General features: G+C 46.5%; 16 protein-coding genes. 10 read left to right on the plus strand and 6 right to left on the minus strand.

Annotated features, from left to right (window positions below; all coding sequences use genetic code 11):
• A complete protein-coding gene (gene efeB / locus QJR74_RS08485; protein WP_304371434.1) occupies positions 1 to 1,260 on the plus strand; it encodes an iron uptake transporter deferrochelatase/peroxidase subunit in 1,260 nt (419 codons plus the stop codon).
• A 72-nt stretch (positions 1,261 to 1,332) separates the two neighbouring features.
• On the opposite strand, the gene putP is transcribed toward efeB, so the two are convergent.
• A complete protein-coding gene (putP, locus tag QJR74_RS08490) occupies positions 1,333 to 2,814 on the minus strand; it encodes a sodium/proline symporter PutP (RefSeq protein ID WP_304374005.1) in 1,482 nt (493 codons plus the stop codon).
• A 374-nt stretch (positions 2,815 to 3,188) separates the two neighbouring features.
• Here putP and putA point away from each other — a divergent pair, with 374 nt between their 5' ends.
• Positions 3,189 to 7,133 carry a trifunctional transcriptional regulator/proline dehydrogenase/L-glutamate gamma-semialdehyde dehydrogenase gene (putA, locus tag QJR74_RS08495; protein WP_304371435.1) on the plus strand — a complete coding sequence of 1,315 codons (3,945 nt, stop codon included), beginning with the start codon at positions 3,189 to 3,191 and terminating at the stop codon, positions 7,131 to 7,133.
• Positions 7,134 to 7,171: 38 nt separating this feature from the next.
• On the opposite strand, the gene QJR74_RS08500 is transcribed toward putA, so the two are convergent.
• Both QJR74_RS08500 and QJR74_RS08505 read right to left on the minus strand, forming a co-directional pair.
• Positions 7,172 to 7,888 (minus strand): RNA polymerase sigma factor FliA, encoded by a 717-nt coding sequence (locus QJR74_RS08500; RefSeq protein WP_304371436.1) that lies wholly within the window; start codon positions 7,886 to 7,888, stop codon positions 7,172 to 7,174.
• 230 nt (positions 7,889 to 8,118) lie between these two features.
• Positions 8,119 to 8,955, minus strand: a complete 837-nt coding sequence (locus QJR74_RS08505; protein WP_304371437.1) for a flagellin N-terminal helical domain-containing protein — start codon at positions 8,953 to 8,955, stop codon at positions 8,119 to 8,121.
• Between the two features lie 177 nt (positions 8,956 to 9,132).
• Here QJR74_RS08505 and fliD point away from each other — a divergent pair, with 177 nt between their 5' ends.
• Genes fliD through QJR74_RS08520 form a run of 3 tightly spaced genes read left to right on the plus strand, consistent with a single transcriptional unit; the run spans position 9,133 to position 11,249 of the window.
• Positions 9,133 to 10,563: a flagellar filament capping protein FliD gene (fliD, locus tag QJR74_RS08510; protein WP_304371438.1), complete on the plus strand. Its 1,431-nt coding sequence runs from the start codon at positions 9,133 to 9,135 to the stop codon at positions 10,561 to 10,563.
• A gap of 9 nt (positions 10,564 to 10,572) precedes the next feature.
• Positions 10,573 to 10,965, plus strand: coding sequence for a flagellar export chaperone FliS (gene fliS / locus QJR74_RS08515; protein WP_304371439.1), 393 nt, complete (start codon positions 10,573 to 10,575; stop codon positions 10,963 to 10,965).
• Positions 10,966 to 10,970: 5 nt separating this feature from the next.
• Positions 10,971 to 11,249 carry a hypothetical protein gene (locus QJR74_RS08520; protein WP_304371440.1) on the plus strand — a complete coding sequence of 93 codons (279 nt, stop codon included), beginning with the start codon at positions 10,971 to 10,973 and terminating at the stop codon, positions 11,247 to 11,249.
• 18 nt (positions 11,250 to 11,267) lie between these two features.
• On the opposite strand, the gene yedD is transcribed toward QJR74_RS08520, so the two are convergent.
• Positions 11,268 to 11,708, minus strand: a complete 441-nt coding sequence (yedD, locus tag QJR74_RS08525) for a lipoprotein YedD (protein ID WP_304371441.1) — start codon at positions 11,706 to 11,708, stop codon at positions 11,268 to 11,270.
• A 140-nt stretch (positions 11,709 to 11,848) separates the two neighbouring features.
• Here yedD and QJR74_RS08530 point away from each other — a divergent pair, with 140 nt between their 5' ends.
• A complete protein-coding gene (locus tag QJR74_RS08530) occupies positions 11,849 to 12,172 on the plus strand; it encodes a DUF6388 family protein (RefSeq protein WP_092675015.1) in 324 nt (107 codons plus the stop codon).
• Between the two features lie 44 nt (positions 12,173 to 12,216).
• Here QJR74_RS08530 and leuE read toward each other — a convergent pair whose 3' ends face one another.
• Positions 12,217 to 12,855, minus strand: coding sequence for a leucine efflux protein LeuE (gene leuE, locus QJR74_RS08535; RefSeq protein WP_304371442.1), 639 nt, complete (start codon positions 12,853 to 12,855; stop codon positions 12,217 to 12,219).
• A gap of 216 nt (positions 12,856 to 13,071) precedes the next feature.
• Here leuE and ggt point away from each other — a divergent pair, with 216 nt between their 5' ends.
• The 4 genes from ggt (at position 13,072) to QJR74_RS08555 (ending at position 16,916) form a co-directional block, all read left to right on the plus strand.
• On the plus strand, positions 13,072 to 14,835 hold the full coding sequence (ggt, locus tag QJR74_RS08540) for a gamma-glutamyltransferase (RefSeq protein WP_304371443.1): 1,764 nt from the start codon (positions 13,072 to 13,074) through the stop codon (positions 14,833 to 14,835).
• Between the two features lie 96 nt (positions 14,836 to 14,931).
• A complete protein-coding gene (locus QJR74_RS08545) occupies positions 14,932 to 15,030 on the plus strand; it encodes a YoaK family small membrane protein (RefSeq protein ID WP_304371444.1) in 99 nt (32 codons plus the stop codon).
• A 617-nt stretch (positions 15,031 to 15,647) separates the two neighbouring features.
• Positions 15,648 to 15,833 (plus strand): hypothetical protein, encoded by a 186-nt coding sequence (locus QJR74_RS08550; RefSeq protein ID WP_304371445.1) that lies wholly within the window; start codon positions 15,648 to 15,650, stop codon positions 15,831 to 15,833.
• A gap of 189 nt (positions 15,834 to 16,022) precedes the next feature.
• On the plus strand, positions 16,023 to 16,916 hold the full coding sequence (locus tag QJR74_RS08555) for a formate/nitrite transporter family protein (protein WP_304371446.1): 894 nt from the start codon (positions 16,023 to 16,025) through the stop codon (positions 16,914 to 16,916).
• Between the two features lie 43 nt (positions 16,917 to 16,959).
• Here QJR74_RS08555 and QJR74_RS08560 read toward each other — a convergent pair whose 3' ends face one another.
• Entirely contained in the window at positions 16,960 to 17,952 is a 993-nt protein-coding gene (locus QJR74_RS08560; RefSeq protein ID WP_304371447.1) for an aldo/keto reductase, read from the minus strand.
• Positions 17,953 to 17,957 lie beyond the last annotated feature (5 nt).

Here is a 17,957-nt window from a genome sequence, read left to right on the forward strand (position 1 = left end):
ATGAGTCGTCACGATAAGCCACGGTTTGCACATGGCCTCGTCTCGCGTCGTAATATGCTTAAAGGATCGTTAGCCAGCGCGCTAACGCTTCCTGCCCTCTCCCCAACCCTAGCCTCTGCCAAAGAGGCTAGCGAGAAGGACAATATCGACCTCTCACATCAATGGCCATTTTATGGCGACAAAGGGCAAGCTGGCGTTACGACGCCCCCCCAACGTCATATTATGTTTATGACGTTTGATATGACGACACCCACCGCCCAAGCTCTACAAATTTTGCTTGCCCGTTGGTCTGCCGCTATCGCTCAACTGGTACAAGGCGCAGCAGTGGGTACCGTCGAACCTTCCAGAATCGGCAGTGTAGGCACGGATACTGGCGAGGCCGTAGGCTTAGATCCGGCCTCATTAACCGTCACTGTTGGAATGGGCCCCTCGCTTTTTACCGATACCTATGGCCTTAGCGCAAAATGTCCTCCCTATTTACGACCGCTTGCTGCCTTACCCAGTGATAATTTGCAACCTGAACTCAGTGGCGGCGATCTCTCTCTCCAAGCCTGTGCCGACGATCCACAAGTGGCCTACCATGCTATTCGCGTCTTAGCGCGTATTGCGAAGAGTACAGGCGCGGCACAAACCCGCTGGACGGTAATGGGTTTCGGACGTGCCTCCGCCGGGAAAGGACAAGAAACTCCACGGAATTTATTTGGCTTTAAAGATGGGACGCGAAATTTAGTTGAGCCAGCCGATTTTGCTCAACATGTTTGGATCAAAGAGGGTCCGGCATGGCAGCAAGAAGGGAGTTATCAAGTCGTACGCAAAATTAAGATGAACATTGAAAACTGGGATACCGATCGCGTCAGTGATCAGAACCAAGTCTTTGGTCGTCATAAACTCTCTGGCGCACCGCTATCGGGTGATCATGAATTTGACACCCCAGATTTTCATAAAAAAGATCGCGATGGCGAATTAGTAATACCGGCCACCGCGCACATTCGCTTAGCCGCACATGAAAATAATCAGGGAGTGAAAATTCTACGCCGCTCTTATAACTATACCGATGGATTGAACCCGTACGGACAACTCGATGCCGGACTGCTATTTATTAGTTATCAGAATAACCCTGCTCATTTCGAGTCGTTGCAGCGTAAGTTAGGGGCTTCTGATGCGCTGAACGAGTATATTTCGCATATCGGTAGCGGACTGTTCTTTGTGCCTCCGGCAGCAAAGGAAGGGAGCTATATCGGTGCAGCGCTTTTCAGTTAGCTAACACTCCGGCAGATAACCGTATTGAGACTTATCTGTCGGAGTTAATAGTACTGCGATAACCCTCAGTGGTTATTGCAGATATTCTTGATTGGCATGATGGAAACGATCACGGACCTGTTTGGAAGGTCCTTTGCCACATAGACTGACTAATACGATCGCGACAGTCGCAAATAAGAAGCCAGGAATGATTTCATACAATCCCAACCACGCAAACTGTTTCCAGATAATAACCGTCAATGTCCCAACAATCATACCGACCAACGCCCCGTTGCGGCTCATCCCCGACCAGCACACGCTAAGTAGAATCACCGGCCCAAACGCGGCGCCAAAACCGGCCCAAGCATAACTGACTAAACCGAGCACCTTATTATCAGGGTTACTGGCTAAGGCAATGGCAATAAGCGCAACAACAAGCACCATTACACGGCCCACCCACACTTTCTCACGTTGCCCTGCATTTTTACGAATAAAGCCTTTATAAAAATCTTCCGTTAATGCGCTCGAGCAGACAAGAAGTTGGCAACTCAGCGTAGACATCACCGCCGCTAAAATAGCAGAGAGTAGAATACCGGCAATCCATGGATTAAACAGAATACGCGTTAATTCAATAAAAATACGCTCACTGTTACCATTGACTTCAGCGGCTTGAGAAGGATTATCCGCAAAGTAAGCAATACCGAAGAAGCCAACCGCCACCGCGCCCGCTAAGCAGAGGATCATCCACGTCATTCCGATACGGCGTGCACTGCGCATAGAGTGATGTGAATCGGCTGCCATGAAACGCGCTAAAATGTGCGGCTGACCAAAGTAGCCCAGTCCCCATCCAAGAAGTGAAATAATGGCTACAAAGCTAAGATTATTAAAAATATTTAAGCGCTGTGGGTCAATATGACGAATAACCTCTAACGAGGTATCGACACCCCCTACGGCAATGACCACCATGACCGGGGTTAGAATGAGTGCGAAGATCATTAGGCTAGCTTGAACCGTATCGGTCCAACTGACTGCCAAGAAACCGCCTAAGAAAGTGTAAGCGATAGTCGCTGCAGCCCCTGCCCATAAAGCTGTGGTGTAGTCCATACCAAAGGTACTTTCAAAGAGTCGCGCCCCCGCAACGATTCCTGAAGCACAGTAAATAGTAAAAAAAACTAAAATAATCAGTGCTGAGATAACACGTAAGATCTTACTACGATCTTCAAATCGATGAGTGAAGTAATCAGGTAAAGTGAGGGCATTTCCATGATGTTCGGTTTGTACGCGTAAACGCCCGGCAATAATTTTCCAGTTAACCCAAGCGCCAAGTATCAATCCAATGGCAATCCAACTTTCAGATATCCCCGAGAGGAAAATGGCACCGGGCAAACCCATTAATAACCAGCCACTCATATCTGATGCGCCCGCCGATAAAGCGGTGACCAAACTACCTAAACTACGGCCACCCAAAATGAAATCGTCGAAATTTTTTGTCGACCGCCAAGCCATAAAACCGATAAGTAACATTCCTGCAATATAGATGCAAAATGTCACTAATAAGGGAGTGCTTACCATGATTAATCCTCTATTTTATTAGTATTATCAATGAGTTTTCCTGATTAAGATATTCTTTTTTTATCGCTACCTGTCACGCTTTCTAACAACACAAGTTGCACCAGGGGTTGCAACAGATACAAACTTTTAACATAAAAGCCATAGCCTTCACTTCACAATTTATAAAACAGAGATCCCAGTCATATTTTTTTATGCTGTGAAGCGATTTATTTGAACTAAATCGCACTTATTACGGCTTTTATTTTGAATAAATCCACTAGTAATTATCATTTATTTAATTTTGTTCACTTTTTTACTACAAATGGGTTGCGCTAAAGGTGCAACTCAAGAGATAGTCAAGGTGCAACCTTTATCGACTTCTTTAATGAGGAACTGGCATGGCACACACCACCATGGGCGTGAAACTTGATGATGAAACCCGCGAGCGACTGAAGCGTGCTGCGGTAAAAATAGACCGCACACCACATTGGCTAATCAAACAGGCCATTTTTAACCTGCTTGCTCAGGTCGAAGCAGGTGAAACCATTTACCCTACTGCTTCTATCTCACCCAATGAACTGTCTACTCAAGATGCTGCAGACGTTGCCACGCCTTACCAGCCCTTCTTAGAGTTCGCCGAGCATGTCCTGCCACAAAGTGTCAAACGCTCTGCGGTAACTGCCGCTTGGCGTCGTCCAGAAGTGGATATGGTCCCAATGGTACTCGAACAAGCGAAAGTCAGTCCTGAGGTTGCAGAGAAAGTCCATGCTTTAGCGCTACACTTAAGCGAAAAGCTTCGGAATCAAAAGAATCAAGGCGGTCGTTCAGGATTAGTACAGAGTCTACTCCAAGAGTTCTCCCTCTCCTCTCAGGAAGGCGTCGCCTTGATGTGCTTGGCCGAGGCCTTACTAAGGATCCCCGATAAACCTACTCGCGATGCGCTTATCCGCGACAAAATCAGTCACGGTGATTGGTACTCTCACCTTGGACAAAGCAACTCAATGTTTGTCAATGCCGCTACGTGGGGATTACTGGTCACGGGGAAACTGGTGTCGACTCATAATGAAGTCAATATGTCGCGTTCGCTTAACCGGATTATCGGTAAGAGCGGTGAGCCATTGATCCGTAAGGGCATCGATATGGCAATGCGCTTGATGGGCGAGCAGTTTGTGACGGGAGAATCCATTGCTGAGGCCTTAGCTAACGCCCGTAAATTAGAGGATAAAGGCTTCCGCTATTCCTACGATATGCTAGGTGAAGCCGCGCTTACGGCTGAAGATGCTAAAGCCTATCTACACTCTTACCAACAAGCCATTCATGCGATTGGCAAAGCCTCAAACGGTCGTGGAATTTACGAAGGCCCGGGGATTTCGATTAAACTCTCCGCCCTTCACCCTCGATATCAACGTGCCCAATACGATCGCGTGATGGAAGAGCTTTACCCTATTCTTAAGTCTCTCACCCTTCTCGCTCGTGAATATGATATTGGGATTAATATTGATGCAGAAGAAGCTGACCGTCTCGAGCTCTCTCTCGATTTATTAGAGAAGCTCTGTTTCGAACCAGCGCTCTCTGGCTGGAACGGTATTGGTTTCGTTATTCAAGCTTATCAAAAGCGCTGTCCTTTCGTTATTGACGAACTCATTGATTTAGCTGCACGTAGCCAGCGACGTCTCATGATCCGCTTAGTAAAAGGGGCGTATTGGGACAGTGAGATTAAACGTGCGCAGGTTGAAGGTCTTGAAGATTATCCCGTGTATACCCGTAAGGTCTATACTGACGCCGCTTACATTGCTTGTGCGAGAAAACTCTTAGCGGCACCAAGCCTTATTTATCCGCAATTCGCCACACACAATGCACACAGTTTAGCGACCATCTATCAACTGGCAGGAAATAATTACTATCCAGGCCAGTACGAATTCCAGTGCCTACATGGTATGGGCGAGCCACTTTATGACCAAGTTGTCGGGAAGACTGCCGATGGAAAACTTAATCGCCCATGTCGTATTTACGCACCTGTGGGTACCCACGAAACGTTACTTGCTTATTTGGTCCGTCGCCTATTAGAAAATGGGGCAAATACCTCCTTTGTTAACCGTGTGGCCGATAAGTCATTAAGCGTTGAAGAGTTAATTGTTGACCCCGTTGCGGCCATTAATGCTTTTACCCGAGAAGAGGGACAAGTTGGGCTTCCTCACCCTCGCATTCCCTTGCCTCGGGATCTATACGGCAGTCGAGCTAACTCATCAGGGCTAGATATGGCGAATGAGCATCGATTAGCGTCGCTCTCTAGCGCGCTCCTGACTACCGCATCACAATCTTGGGTTGCTAAACCAGTATTGGGCGTTGACAGCGAAAACAACGCCGGACAACCGGTACGTAACCCTTCCTACTTAAACGATATCGTCGGTGAAGTCATTAACGCCAGTGAAACACAAGTCGATCTCGCCTTAGATGCTAGCCATGAGGCCAGCGCAATCTGGTTTGCGACACCGTCTGAAGAGCGTGCAGCGATTCTGAAGCGTGCGGCAATGCTAATGGAAGGTCAATTACAAACATTGATGGGACTGCTGGTTCGAGAAGCCGGGAAGACCTATGCAAACGCTATTGCAGAAGTTCGTGAAGCGGTGGACTTTTTGACTTACTACGCGGATCAAGTAACAGAAGATTTTGATAATGAGACCCACCGTCCCCTTGGGCCTATTGTCTGTATCAGTCCATGGAACTTCCCGCTGGCAATCTTTACTGGCCAAGTGGCAGCAGCGCTGGCAGCCGGTAACACCGTATTAGCCAAACCTGCCGAACAAACGCCACTAATCGCTTATCAAGCGGTCTCCATCTTACTAGAAGCCGGTATTCCGCAAGGTGTGCTGCAATTCCTGCCAGGTGATGGGGAAAGTGTCGGTGCGCGACTGGTTGCCGACAAACGCACCCGCGGAGTCATGTTTACAGGCTCGACGGCTGTCGCTACCCTGTTACAACGCGAGTTGGCTAAACGCCTCGACCCGCAAGGTCGTCCGATTCCCTTGATCGCCGAAACGGGTGGCATTAACGCGATGGTGGTGGACTCCTCAGCACTGACTGAACAAGTCGTGGTAGATATTGTTGCCTCGGCATTTGATAGTGCGGGCCAACGCTGCTCAGCGTTACGTTTACTCTGTTTGCAGGAAGATATCGCTGATCACACCCTGAAAATGTTACGGGGCGCGATGGCAGAATATCGTGTTGGTAACCCTGAATTACTCACTACCGATATTGGGCCAGTTATTGATGAAGAAGCACGGGATAACATCCTAGGTCACATCGACGATATGCAACAACGTGGCTTTAAAGTAACTCAGTTCAGTTGGCATGGCGAGAGTGACGCCCAGACCCTTTCACAAGGGACCTTCGTTCGTCCCACCCTCATTGAGCTTAATTCAGCAGCCGATCTCACCCGCGAGATTTTTGGCCCGGTATTACATGTTGTGCGCTACAGCAGTAAAAACCTGACTCGTTTACTGACCGAGATTAACCAATTAGGTTATGGCCTGACCTTTGGTGTGCACAGCCGTATTGATGAAACGATTAGTCTAGCGACTGAACACATGCATGCCGGTAACCTCTATGTTAACCGGAATATGGTCGGTGCCGTGGTTGGGGTTCAACCCTTTGGTGGCGAGGGATTATCCGGAACCGGACCTAAAGCGGGTGGACCGCTCTATCTCACCCGCTTATTATCCAGTGCACCGAATAACGCCTCAAAAGTGACACTGTCACGTCTCCCTCTACATTCTACGGCAGACCAACCTTCTGATGTCGCGCCAGTTAGCGCACTACAGTTGTGGGCTGAGCAGAATCAACATAGCCTGCTTGCGCAAGCTTGTGAGATGTATCGTGACACGACGGTATCAAACCGTATCGCGTTATTACCAGGTCCAACGGGTGAGCGTAACACTTACCAACTCCTGCCGCGTGCAAGGGTACTCTGTATAGCTAAACAGCCCTCTGATCGACTGCTTCAATTAGCAGCCGTCACCGCTTGTGGTAGTCGTGCACTATGGCCTGATGATACCGAGCATCGTCAACTACTCAGTACGTTGCCGGATGCAGTACGTAACTGTATTGATCTCTCAGCACAAGCCATCAGCGATAGCTATGATGCGGTAATTTACCATGGTGATACCGATCAGCTCTCGGCGTTGTGTCAACAAGTCGCCGAACGTTCTGGGCCAATCGCTATCGTACAAGGCTATGACCAAGGCGAAACCAATATTGCACTGGAGCGTTTCTTATTCGAACGCTCTGTCAGTGTCAATACTGCGGCTGCTGGGGGCAATGCTAGCTTAATGACGATTGGATAACCTTTACTGACTCAGCAAGGCATGACCCCATGCCTTGCTTAATCCCTCAGACGACTACTCAGCCTTTTAATCGCTTGACTGTGAATTTGGCTCACCCGCGACTCACCCACCCCGAGTACCGCACCTATCTCTTTTAAGTTCAATTCGTCCTGATAATAAAGGCTCAGTACCTGCTGCTCTCGCTCCGGTAATTGTTCAATTGCCGCGACAACTTGCGATCGCATATCGTTATCAATCAAGGATTCAAGTGGATTTTGATCTGCCGTTTCTGCAAATAAGTGGTCGGTAGCGTCACTATGATCTTCGTAAAGAGTATCTAAGGAGAAGAGTTGGCTATTGTTTGTTTCCCTTAAGATTGTACGGTACTCCTCGCGACTAATATTTAAGGTCGAAATAATTTCATTCTCGGTGGCATTACCGCCTGTTTGCTGCTCGACCTTAGCGATAGCCGCAGCAACATTGCGGGCATCGCGTCTTACACGCCGCGGCGCCCAGTCAAGGTTTCTTAACTCATCGAGCATTGCCCCACGAACCCGCTGTGCAGCATAGGTAGCAAAAGCAGTCCCTTGCTGACTATCAAATCGAGTTATCGCATTCATCAAGCCCATCGCTCCAGCTTGCAATAAATCGTCCAAATCGACACTGGCGGGTAGCCGAACTTGTAACCTCAATGCTTCATGACGTACGAGTTGTAAATAGCGCTGCCAGTCAATTTCTTCATTTTGTCGTCCATCTTGATTGTATAGCCACTCCACTGTGCGATTCCTATCTCTCCATTTATCCATACTGACTATTATCGAGGCTAAGAACGCTTTCTTATCGCAAGAAAAAACAGTGTTTTACGATAAACTCGAGAAAATGATTTCTTAAGATTTTCGCGAGAATAAATCCCATCAATAATAGAAAAACGGCCCGAATTCTACGTCGAATTCGGGCCGTCACGGCGGATACTTTCAGGGCATACCACTACGCCCGACAGCTAAGATTAGCCTTGTAACAAAGACAGTACAGTTTGTGGAACTTGGTTCGCTTTAGCGAGAACTGAAGTTCCCGCTTGTTGTAGGATTTGAGCACGAGACATACTTGAAACTTCTGTCGCGTAATCGGCGTCTTGGATACGAGATTGTGAAGCGCTTAAGTTATTTACGGTTGTGTTCAAGTTATTGATAGTAGATTCGAAACGGTTTTGAATCGCACCTAGGCTACTACGTGCGGAGTCAACCGAAGCAATACGCTTATCGATTTCAGCCAATGACGCATCCGCACTCGCCGCATCGCCACCACCACTCACAGAGAACGCTGCACCTAATGCGCTTGATTTGAAGCCATCATCGGTCAATGAAATAGTGATAACGTTTGCTGCCGCGTCATCATTGGCACCGACTTGAATATTAATACTTTGATCGCTATCGAATAGTTTGATGTTGTTAAAGGTAGTCGCCGTACCGATACGGGTAATTTCAGAGAGGCGAGCATCCACTTCAGCCTGAATTGATTTCACGTCTTCAGCACTATTCGTACCGTTTTTCGCTTGCACGGTCAGCTCACGAATACGTTGTAAGTTGGAGTTCATCTCATTTAATGCGCCTTCCGCTGTTTGCGCCAGTGAAATACCATCGGTTGCGTTACGAGAAGCCTGTGTCAAACCACGAATGTTAGAGGACATGCGGTTAGCAATAGCTGAGCCTGCGGCATCATCTTTGGCGCTATTGATACGAAGACCAGAAGAAAGGCGCTCGATCGCCGTCCCCAACGCTGACTGGGATTTATTCAGATTATTTTGAGTCGTTAACGACATGATATTGGTATTAATAACAGCCATATTCAATTCCTTTGCACTGAGTGAATAGTACGTACTGCCTGTCAGTACGTGGTCAAAGGGATTATCGGCAGCCACTGTATGAACTTTACCAAGGTCCTAAAAATATCTCTAATCGCCTCACTCTTTACTCTATTTTGCCGATAAGAAACTTACCATTTATGTGACAAAGAGGACGTTATGACGGCTATTAGTAATTTGAACATCGGGAACAGTACTTTCGACTTGGATGCACTCTATACGCAACTGGAAACCTATGAGACGCAAAGCCTAACGCCAATCACCCAACAAGCGACGACCGTTAAGAGTCAAATCTCAGCGTTCGGTCAGTTACGTAGTGCACTAGAGTCCTTACAAAAAGCGACCACGACGCTCAGTACTGCTTCCGCGCTGAATGCAACCAGCATTGTGAGTACCAATCAATCTTTCTCCGCGACGAGTAATAGCGATGCCAGTGTGGGAAGTTATCAAATTATGATTAAACAACTGGCTTCCGCACAAACACTACTTTCCTCTAGCATTTCCAGTAATAACCAACCTTTAGGAAAAACCGGAGCAGAAGGTCGTACTATCACCCTCTCTACAGGAAATAGTGACCCTGTCACAATTCCCCTTGACGATAGCGACACCAGTTTAAACGGACTAGTCAACGCAATTAATAAAAGCGGCGCGGATATTGTGGCAACGAGTATCAAGTCGAACGATGGGGAGTATTATCTTTCACTTTCATCTAAAGAGACTGGTGCAGATAACACCATTAACATTACCGTATCGGGTGACGACCAGCTGCAAGCATTAATAGGCTATTCGGAAAGTGATTCCGCGTCAGGGATGCATCAGACGGCTGCGGCCCAAGATGCACTTTTGGAAGTTAACGGCATTAATGTACAAAGTTCGTCAAACACCATCACTGACGCTCCCTATGGCGTGACGTTAACCCTAAAATCGGTCTCAAATAATGAAGAACGTTTGGAGATTGCGAATAATACCGCTGATGCGGTTAAAAATATCAAGGCCTGGGCAACGGCTTACAATAATGTACAGTCAGTGATCAATAATATCACCCAGTATGTCGGCGGCAGTACGTTGTCGAGCGATACCAGTGCGAATGGTCCATTGATGGGCAATGGCACGGTACGAGATATACAAAACCAATTACGTTCAGTGTTGAACACGACTCAATCTGGTGCAATTACCATTATGGCTGAACTGGGTATCACACAGAGTACAACTAAGGCGGCTGATGGGACTATTGGCACACTGAATATCGACGAATCTAAACTTACTACAGCCTTAACGGCTAACCCGCAATCGGTGTATCAGTTCTTTTTAGGCGATGGTAAGAGCACTGGTTTTAGTACACAAACTAACAATGTATTGAATAATATTCTTAGTGACACTTATTCTTCCAAGGGGACATTAACTAATGCAGTGAATTCGCTAAACGACACCTACGATAAGTTAAATACTCGTTACGATCAGCAGCAATCACGGATTGATGCCACGATGGCTCGCTATAAAACGCAATTCACGCAACTTAATAAAGTCCTTTCACAAATGAATCAGACGAAAGATTACCTGACGTCGCAATTCGCTAAATCGGACGATTAAGGTCATTTTATGAATAAAATTCAACTCGCCAACGTCTATGCTCAAGTGGGACTGGAAAGTTCGGTATTGAGTGCCAGCCAACATCAATTAACGACGCTGCTATTCGAGGGGGCGCTAAATGCGTTGGGACAGGCCGCAATTTCCATGAAGAATAACGACATCACTCATAAGGGCAAAATGATAGCGAAAGCCATTGCTATCATCGATACCGGTCTTATTCAGGCAATAGAACCTTATGCAGAAGACCCTTTGGCTGGCCAACTCTTGTCTCTTTTTCATTACGTGGTGCAACAATTAATGCTAGCCAACCTTCATAATGATCAAGAGAAACTCAACCACTGCCACGAATTACTGCAGTCGATTGCAGGCGCTTGGCAGATCTCAATAAATCAGGCGGAGTGACAGCAATGACAACATATTCACAAGTTGAAGGCTGTCTCGAATTGTTGAACGGGATCCAAGAGGCCCTTACCGAAAAAAATTTCACGGTATTGCTGCCAATGGTCGAGGCCTATTCTGAGTCTGTCAGGCAGATAAAACACATTGATAACACGAGCGTCATAAAGCAGTTGTTAGCGGCTCAAGATACTGTGGAAACATCTCTCCATCAGCTACAGAGAGATGTTAGCGGGCAGATCGAGCGGGTCACTCAGGACAAAATCAATCATGCCTATCATGCACTATGATCTCGTCTACAGTAGTGATTATTGACCGTTAATCTCGATATTTTGTAGCGTTTCTGCTTGAGGCTGAGCCTTTGCTTCGGCAAGGGCTTTTTGACACTCTTCGCTCGCAGCAGAGACTTTGACCATCGTTAAGTGATCATAGCGTAGCGTATCCGCGTCCTGAATTAAGGGCATAATCCTAACTTGATGATTAACGTTCACCCATTGATCATCAATACGGCTTAATTTCCCAGGTTTGGCAATCACCCGTTGCCATTGGCGACAATCCAAAGTATTTCCTGCTGGATCAATAATTAAGTAGCCTACTGCATCTTTACTGACTAATCCTGATTGCGGGCCTGATGTGCGCCATACACCTGCCAGAGATTGCGGAGCAGGCGTTTTTACGATGGTTTGATAATTAGTAATGGGACTACAACCCGCAAGCACAAAAAGAGACAAGAGTAATCGAATTTTCATTTGGCATCCCTACAGATTTTTTCTGGCGCTAAGGTATAATGTTTCGCTATTACAATGCAAGCTAGCGAATGACTTCCCCTGACATCTTTGCTTCAAATAGGTATAATTCACTCAGATTCTTACAAAAGCTAGGCCTTTCGATGAAAACCCCAGAACAGTATTATGCCCAAGCGCGCGATATCTTCTTTTCTGCCCACCCTGACTTTCAAGTTGCCTTAGATGAAGTTACTGAAAAAGATGCGCGTGATAATGGAATGACCGTTGAACAACTGCGTAATCTTCATGCAGAACGCATCTATGCAGCGTTTATCCGTCAAAAACAATTAGACGGTATTATCTTCTCTATCCAATTAGTCGAAACGGATAACGCTGTCGCAGCCCAAGCGATCGAAAGTTACCTGCGCAGCCACGCCGAAGCGCTGGGGATGACATGGGAAGAGTTCTGCGAAAAGAACCATTTATAGTCAAAAAAAAAGCTCACTTTCAAAGTGAGCTTTTAAGAAAAAATTTATTGTAGCGTCGCTAAACGGGCGGCAAATCCTAGAAATAACAGACCTATCATCGAATTACCGACTTTAGCGAGACGCTGGCGCGAGCCAATAACACGCGTGAGTGAGGATCCACTAAAGATCAAAAAGCTTAAATAGCAGAAGCTCGCTATTTCAAGAACCGTGGCCAAGATAAAAAATGCCACCCCTGGGTGAGCACTTTGTACGTCAATAAACTGCACGAAGAACGAGACATAAAAGAGTATCGCTTTAGGATTGGTTAAACTTAACACTAATGCACGTTTGAATACGGCACCACGAACTTTTTTACTCGGCGCCACAACTGTCTTTTCGCGTTGACTAAAAGTGGTGTAGAGCATCTTTATGCCCAACCAAAGTAGGTAACTCGCCCCCAGATAACGTACCACGTTAAATAAGACTGGCGTCGTTTTGATTAAGGTCGCAACCCCTGCATAGGCAAGAAACATCAACACAGCATCGCCAATAAATACAGCGGCGGCTGCTTGATAGCCACTCTTTACTCCCCCACTCATACTATTTTTTAAAACAAAAAGCGTATTGGGGCCTGGAATCAAGACTAGAAAAATAGCTCCTGCGACATAGGTCCAGAAATTTAGCACACCATACTCTGCAAACACGATAAACCTCGCTCAATACACTTTTAACGTGTCAAAAATTAGCGAATAAAAGGGGGCTAATGATAAAGATTACGGGGGCACAACTCCAGCTATGGTGTGGTTTTTTTGTGCGTTATCACAGATATTATTTTTGCTTATGATAGCTCATTGAATTACTTGATATTTTTCCTTATACGGTTATGTTAGAAGAAAAATAATTCAAATAGGTGCCGTTTAATGCTTAGCAAATACACACTCTCTGCCATCGCGTTAGCTTTTTTAGTGCCAACGCCCTTCGTCCACGCCGCATCGGCCCCTGCAGTCGAAGCGAAAAATGGTATGGTCGTCACCTCTCAAGATCTCGCGACCCAAGTGGGGGTTAATATCCTTAAACAAGGCGGTAATGCCATTGATGCCGCCGTTGCAGTGGGCTACGCCCAAGCGGTCGTTAATCCTTGCTGTGGTAATATTGGCGGCGGCGGATTTATGACTATCCATTTAGCCAATGGCAAAGATACCTTTATTAATTTCCGTGAAATGGCTCCAGCCGCTGCGAGCGCCGCAATGTATCAAAATCCGCAAGGTGAGCTGATTGCAGGGAGCAGTCTCTACGGCTGGAAAGCTACAGGGGTACCAGGTACCGTTATGGGGATGGAAATGGCTCGCCGCCAATACGGTAAGTTGAGTCGACAAGCAGTAATGGCGCCTGCCATCAAATTAGCTCGAGAAGGTTTTATCCTGACCCGCGCGGATACCGATATCCTTGACACCACCATAGCGCATTTTAAACAAGACCCGGCGGTCGCAAAAATTTTCCTACGCCCTGATGGCACAGCATTACAACCTGGAGATCGCTTACGACAAACCGATCTTGCACGGACATTATCACGTATTGCAAAAGAAGGGCCGGATGCCTTTTATCATGGCGAATTTCCGAAAGCTGTTGAACAAGCGTCCAAGGCGGGTGGCGGTATTATTACCGCACGAGATTTTGCACGTTATCACGCCACCGAACTCGCCCCGCTCACCTGTACTTACCGAGGTTACACTTTTGTCTCTGCCCCACCCCCAAGTTCTGGTGGTGTAACACTTTGTGAGACCTTGAATATATTAGAAGGCTATAATCTTAAAGCGATGGGCTTCAACTCTGCCGCCATGGTGCATACTCTGACTGAAGCGCTTCGTTTCAGTTATGCGGATAGAAACACCTATTTAGGTGACCCTGCATTCGTTCAAAATCCAGTTGCTAAACTGATGGATAAACACTATGCGGCCTCTCTACGCGATAAAATTCAGCACGATAAGGCGACCCCGTCCACACAGATTAAACCCTTAGTCGCCACCGGTGAAAAACCTGAAACGACCCATTATTCTATCGTTGATCACTATGGTAACGCTGTCTCCACGACCTATACCGTAAATGGACGTTTTGGTGCCGTTGTCATGGCGCCTGGCACTGGGGTCTTGATGAATGACGAGATGGATGATTTCACCACCAAAATCGGTGCAAAAAATCTCTATGGATTAGTACAGGGTACGGCAAACAGTATTGCGCCAGGTAAACGTCCGCTCTCATCGATGAGCCCAAGTTTAGTGACAAAGGATGGAAAGATTTTCTTAGTGCTCGGCTCGCCCGGGGGATCACGAATCATTACGATCACGCTAGAGACTGCCCTGAACATTATCGACTTTGGAATGAAGCCTCAAGAGGCCGTAGATGCCCCACGAATTCATCATCAATGGTATCCAGATGAGGTGTACTACGAAAAGAATGGGCTCTCTGCCGATACCTTAAATGTATTGAATAAGATGGGCTATCGGATGGTTGAACAAACCCCTTGGGGCGCAGCCGAGTTGATTATGGTTGGTCTACCGGGCGCTGCAGGCGTTGGAATTCCGAGTTCAGGCAACGACAGTGCGGTATCAGGGAATGTTCGCTCGGGCTATTTGTATGGCGCAAATGACGTTAGGCGCCCTGCAGGATCCGCTCGCGGCTATTAGTAGCCTGACCTCCTCTGCCCATTATCATAACCAAAGGATTGCCTAGCGTGCATACTGTGGGATAATGGGCGTTTTCCCATCAGAGAATACAGTATCGTGAAATTTGGCTATATTTTTCCCGTTGCCATCATTATAGCCGGTGTGGCATTACTGATTTGGTTTATCGCGAGTGGTGCGTATTTACCCGGATCGTGATTTTTTCGAAAATTTTGTGAACTTAATCGAAAAGCTCAAGTCTCATAAGATATAGCACCTCAATGCTGTTACATCCTGAAAACTGCAATAAAATTTTTCCCGCCCTCTGGCGGGTTTTTTTTATCTTTTTTTCCTTAAACAACCAGGTAAAAAAAGCTATCGCACAAATAATCACAAAGTTAACTATTAGAAAATTGATTATCATCTAAGTCGATACTACGCTTAATCACTGAAGACATACTCTTTTCGTCCGGAAAAGATCAGTCACCCCCCGATGACTGACAGTATGTTCATTCGAAATCCTGTTATGTTCCTACTTCCCGCTTCGTGCGGGTTTTTTTTATCTAAAAAACACCTGCCGGTAAAAAACCTTCGTTTCGCGAACTGGGAATAATCAGAGAACAATGCAATATGAATCACCTTAGCACTCGATAGGGTATGATGAAAAAACGGACCCCTGTTACTCGCCAATCAAATAACATTACGTAAAATCGATCCTAGATCAAAATTTCATCTTCTCTGTGTTAATTTTTCATTTAGCTTGTCGACAATACACTATACTAAATGCTTCTCTCTTTTAGAAAATAGAGAACCCCCTAGTAACTAGGAGATTGTTCATGACAAAAACCGCCTTCCTTGAGCCTTTTTTTGAAGTAGACATTGTCGATATTCAAATTATCGAACTCTACTCCTATCGGTATTACAACGAGCTAGATGAAGCACATTATCTGGCCCTTGCAACACTCACGGTGAACCATGCACTGATAAACTTATTCACTTCACCAAATCGCAATGATGAATAGCGAGCGAATAAATTAACCCATCTTTACTTCTTCTCAGTGTTATCTCCTCTGTACTCAATAGTAATCAAACCCTCTCGTATGACTCCCATGTCGGTGCGATAAAAATAAAATCGTGAATATGCAGGGCCGAAGCAATTTTACTAAATGATGCTAGGCTTGAAGTACCACGCTATTTTTAGAGTAAAGCCGATGACTCAACACAATAATACTACGCACTCAAAACACGTTGAGAGTGAGGAGAATAAACAGGGCACAGATATTGAAGTCGATGAGGAAAATCTTCCCTCTCAAGCAATGGCTACCCACGAGCATATACGCCAAGAAGGGGAAAAAGAACTCGAACGTGATGTCTGGGCGCTCTTGTGGTCAGCGATTGCCGCGGGGCTGTCCATGAGCGCATCGTTAATGGCTAAGGGAATATTCCATGCAGAGTTAGGCCATTTTTCCGGTAGTATGCTCATCGAAAGTATCGGTTATACCTTCGGCTTTATCATTGTGATTATGGCCCACCAACAGCTGTTCACCGAGAATACCATCACTCCAGTACTGTCAGTCATGCAGAAACCTACCGCTAATAATCTCTATTTACTCCTCCGATTATGGGCCGTAGTCCTATTGGGGAATTTGATAGGTACCGCTATTGCAGCCTGGGCATTTGGCTATATGCCGGTTTTTGATCCATCGACCAAACAGGCTTTCCACGAAATTGGCATGAAGGTAATGGAAAATACCCCTACCCAGATGTTTGCTAAAGCGGTGGTATCCGGTTGGATTGTTGCCACTATGGTATGGATGCTGCCCTCGGCAGGGAATGCCAAATTTCTGGTGATCTTATTTATGACGTGGTTAATCGCCGTCGCGGATACAACCCATATCGTGGTCGGTACCATCGAAGTGCTTTATCTCGTGTTCACAGGCGCATTACCTTGGCAATCGTTCGTTTGGCCTTTTGCTGTTCCCACCTTGTTGGGCAATATCTGTGGCGGAACCTTTATTTTTGCGTTACTTAGCCACGCGCAGATTCGAATGGATATGCAGAAAGAGAGCCACGCCTCAGTTGAACATCAGTCGCAAGATTCTTGATAACATTCAGGCCCGGTAAGGGCCTGAATACTATGAGTGAACCTTACATCATGCCTAGAACGGGATGTGTAACATACGCCGCTTCTAGCTCAGTAATTTCCTGCTCTGTAAGCGTAATATCCAGTGCAGAAACTGCCTCAATAATATGTCGCTCTGCGGTGGTACCCACGATAGGGGCTGTAACACCCGGCTTATTCAGTAACCAAGCGAGCGAGAGTTGCGCCATTGAGATACCACGTTTGGCTGCCATCGACTCAACAGTATTGACCACTTTCTGGTCTAAATCGTTTGTACCGTCCCACACCCATTTCGACACCTCATCACAGCGAACGCGATCTGTTATGGTTCCCCAAGGGTGAGCCAGGCGTCCTCCCGCAAGTGGGCTCCACGGGGTAACCGCAACGTTACGGTCTTGACAGAGAGGCATCATTTCCCGTTCTTCTTCCCGATAGATAAGGTTGTAGTGATTTTGCATCGCGACAAATTTAGTCCATCCCTCGCTTTGCGCGATATTTTGCAGACGTTCAAATTGCCATGCAAACATGGTTGAGGCACCTAGGTAGCGGACCTTACCGCTTTTCACCACATCGTGTAGGGCTTCCATAATCTCTTCCATAGGCGTAAGAGGATCTAAACGGTGTATGGTATACAGGTCCACATAGTCAAGATTCAAACGTTTTAGGGATTTATCGATCTCACTGATAATCGCCTTGCGCGACAAACCGCCGCCATTTGGACGACCTGGGCGCATTTCCATTCTAACCTTAGTGGCAACCACGATATCATCACGATCCAAACCAAAATGGCGGATCAGTTTACCCGTTACTTCCTCACTGGTGCCCATTTGATAGATATTCGCAGTATCAAAGTAGTTAATACCAAGATCGATGGCCTGTTTAAAGATGGGTTTAGCTTCCTCAAAATCTCTCGCCCAAGGAAATAGCCCATTTTCGCTTCCCGGCTTGCCAAAGCTCATCATACCCAAACCGATTCTCGAGATATCTAGACCCGTATTACCCAATTTAACGTATTGCATCGCAT

It is taken from the genome of Tatumella ptyseos, assembly GCF_030552895.1.
Classification (GTDB): Bacteria; Pseudomonadota; Gammaproteobacteria; order Enterobacterales; family Enterobacteriaceae; genus Rosenbergiella; species Rosenbergiella ptyseos_A.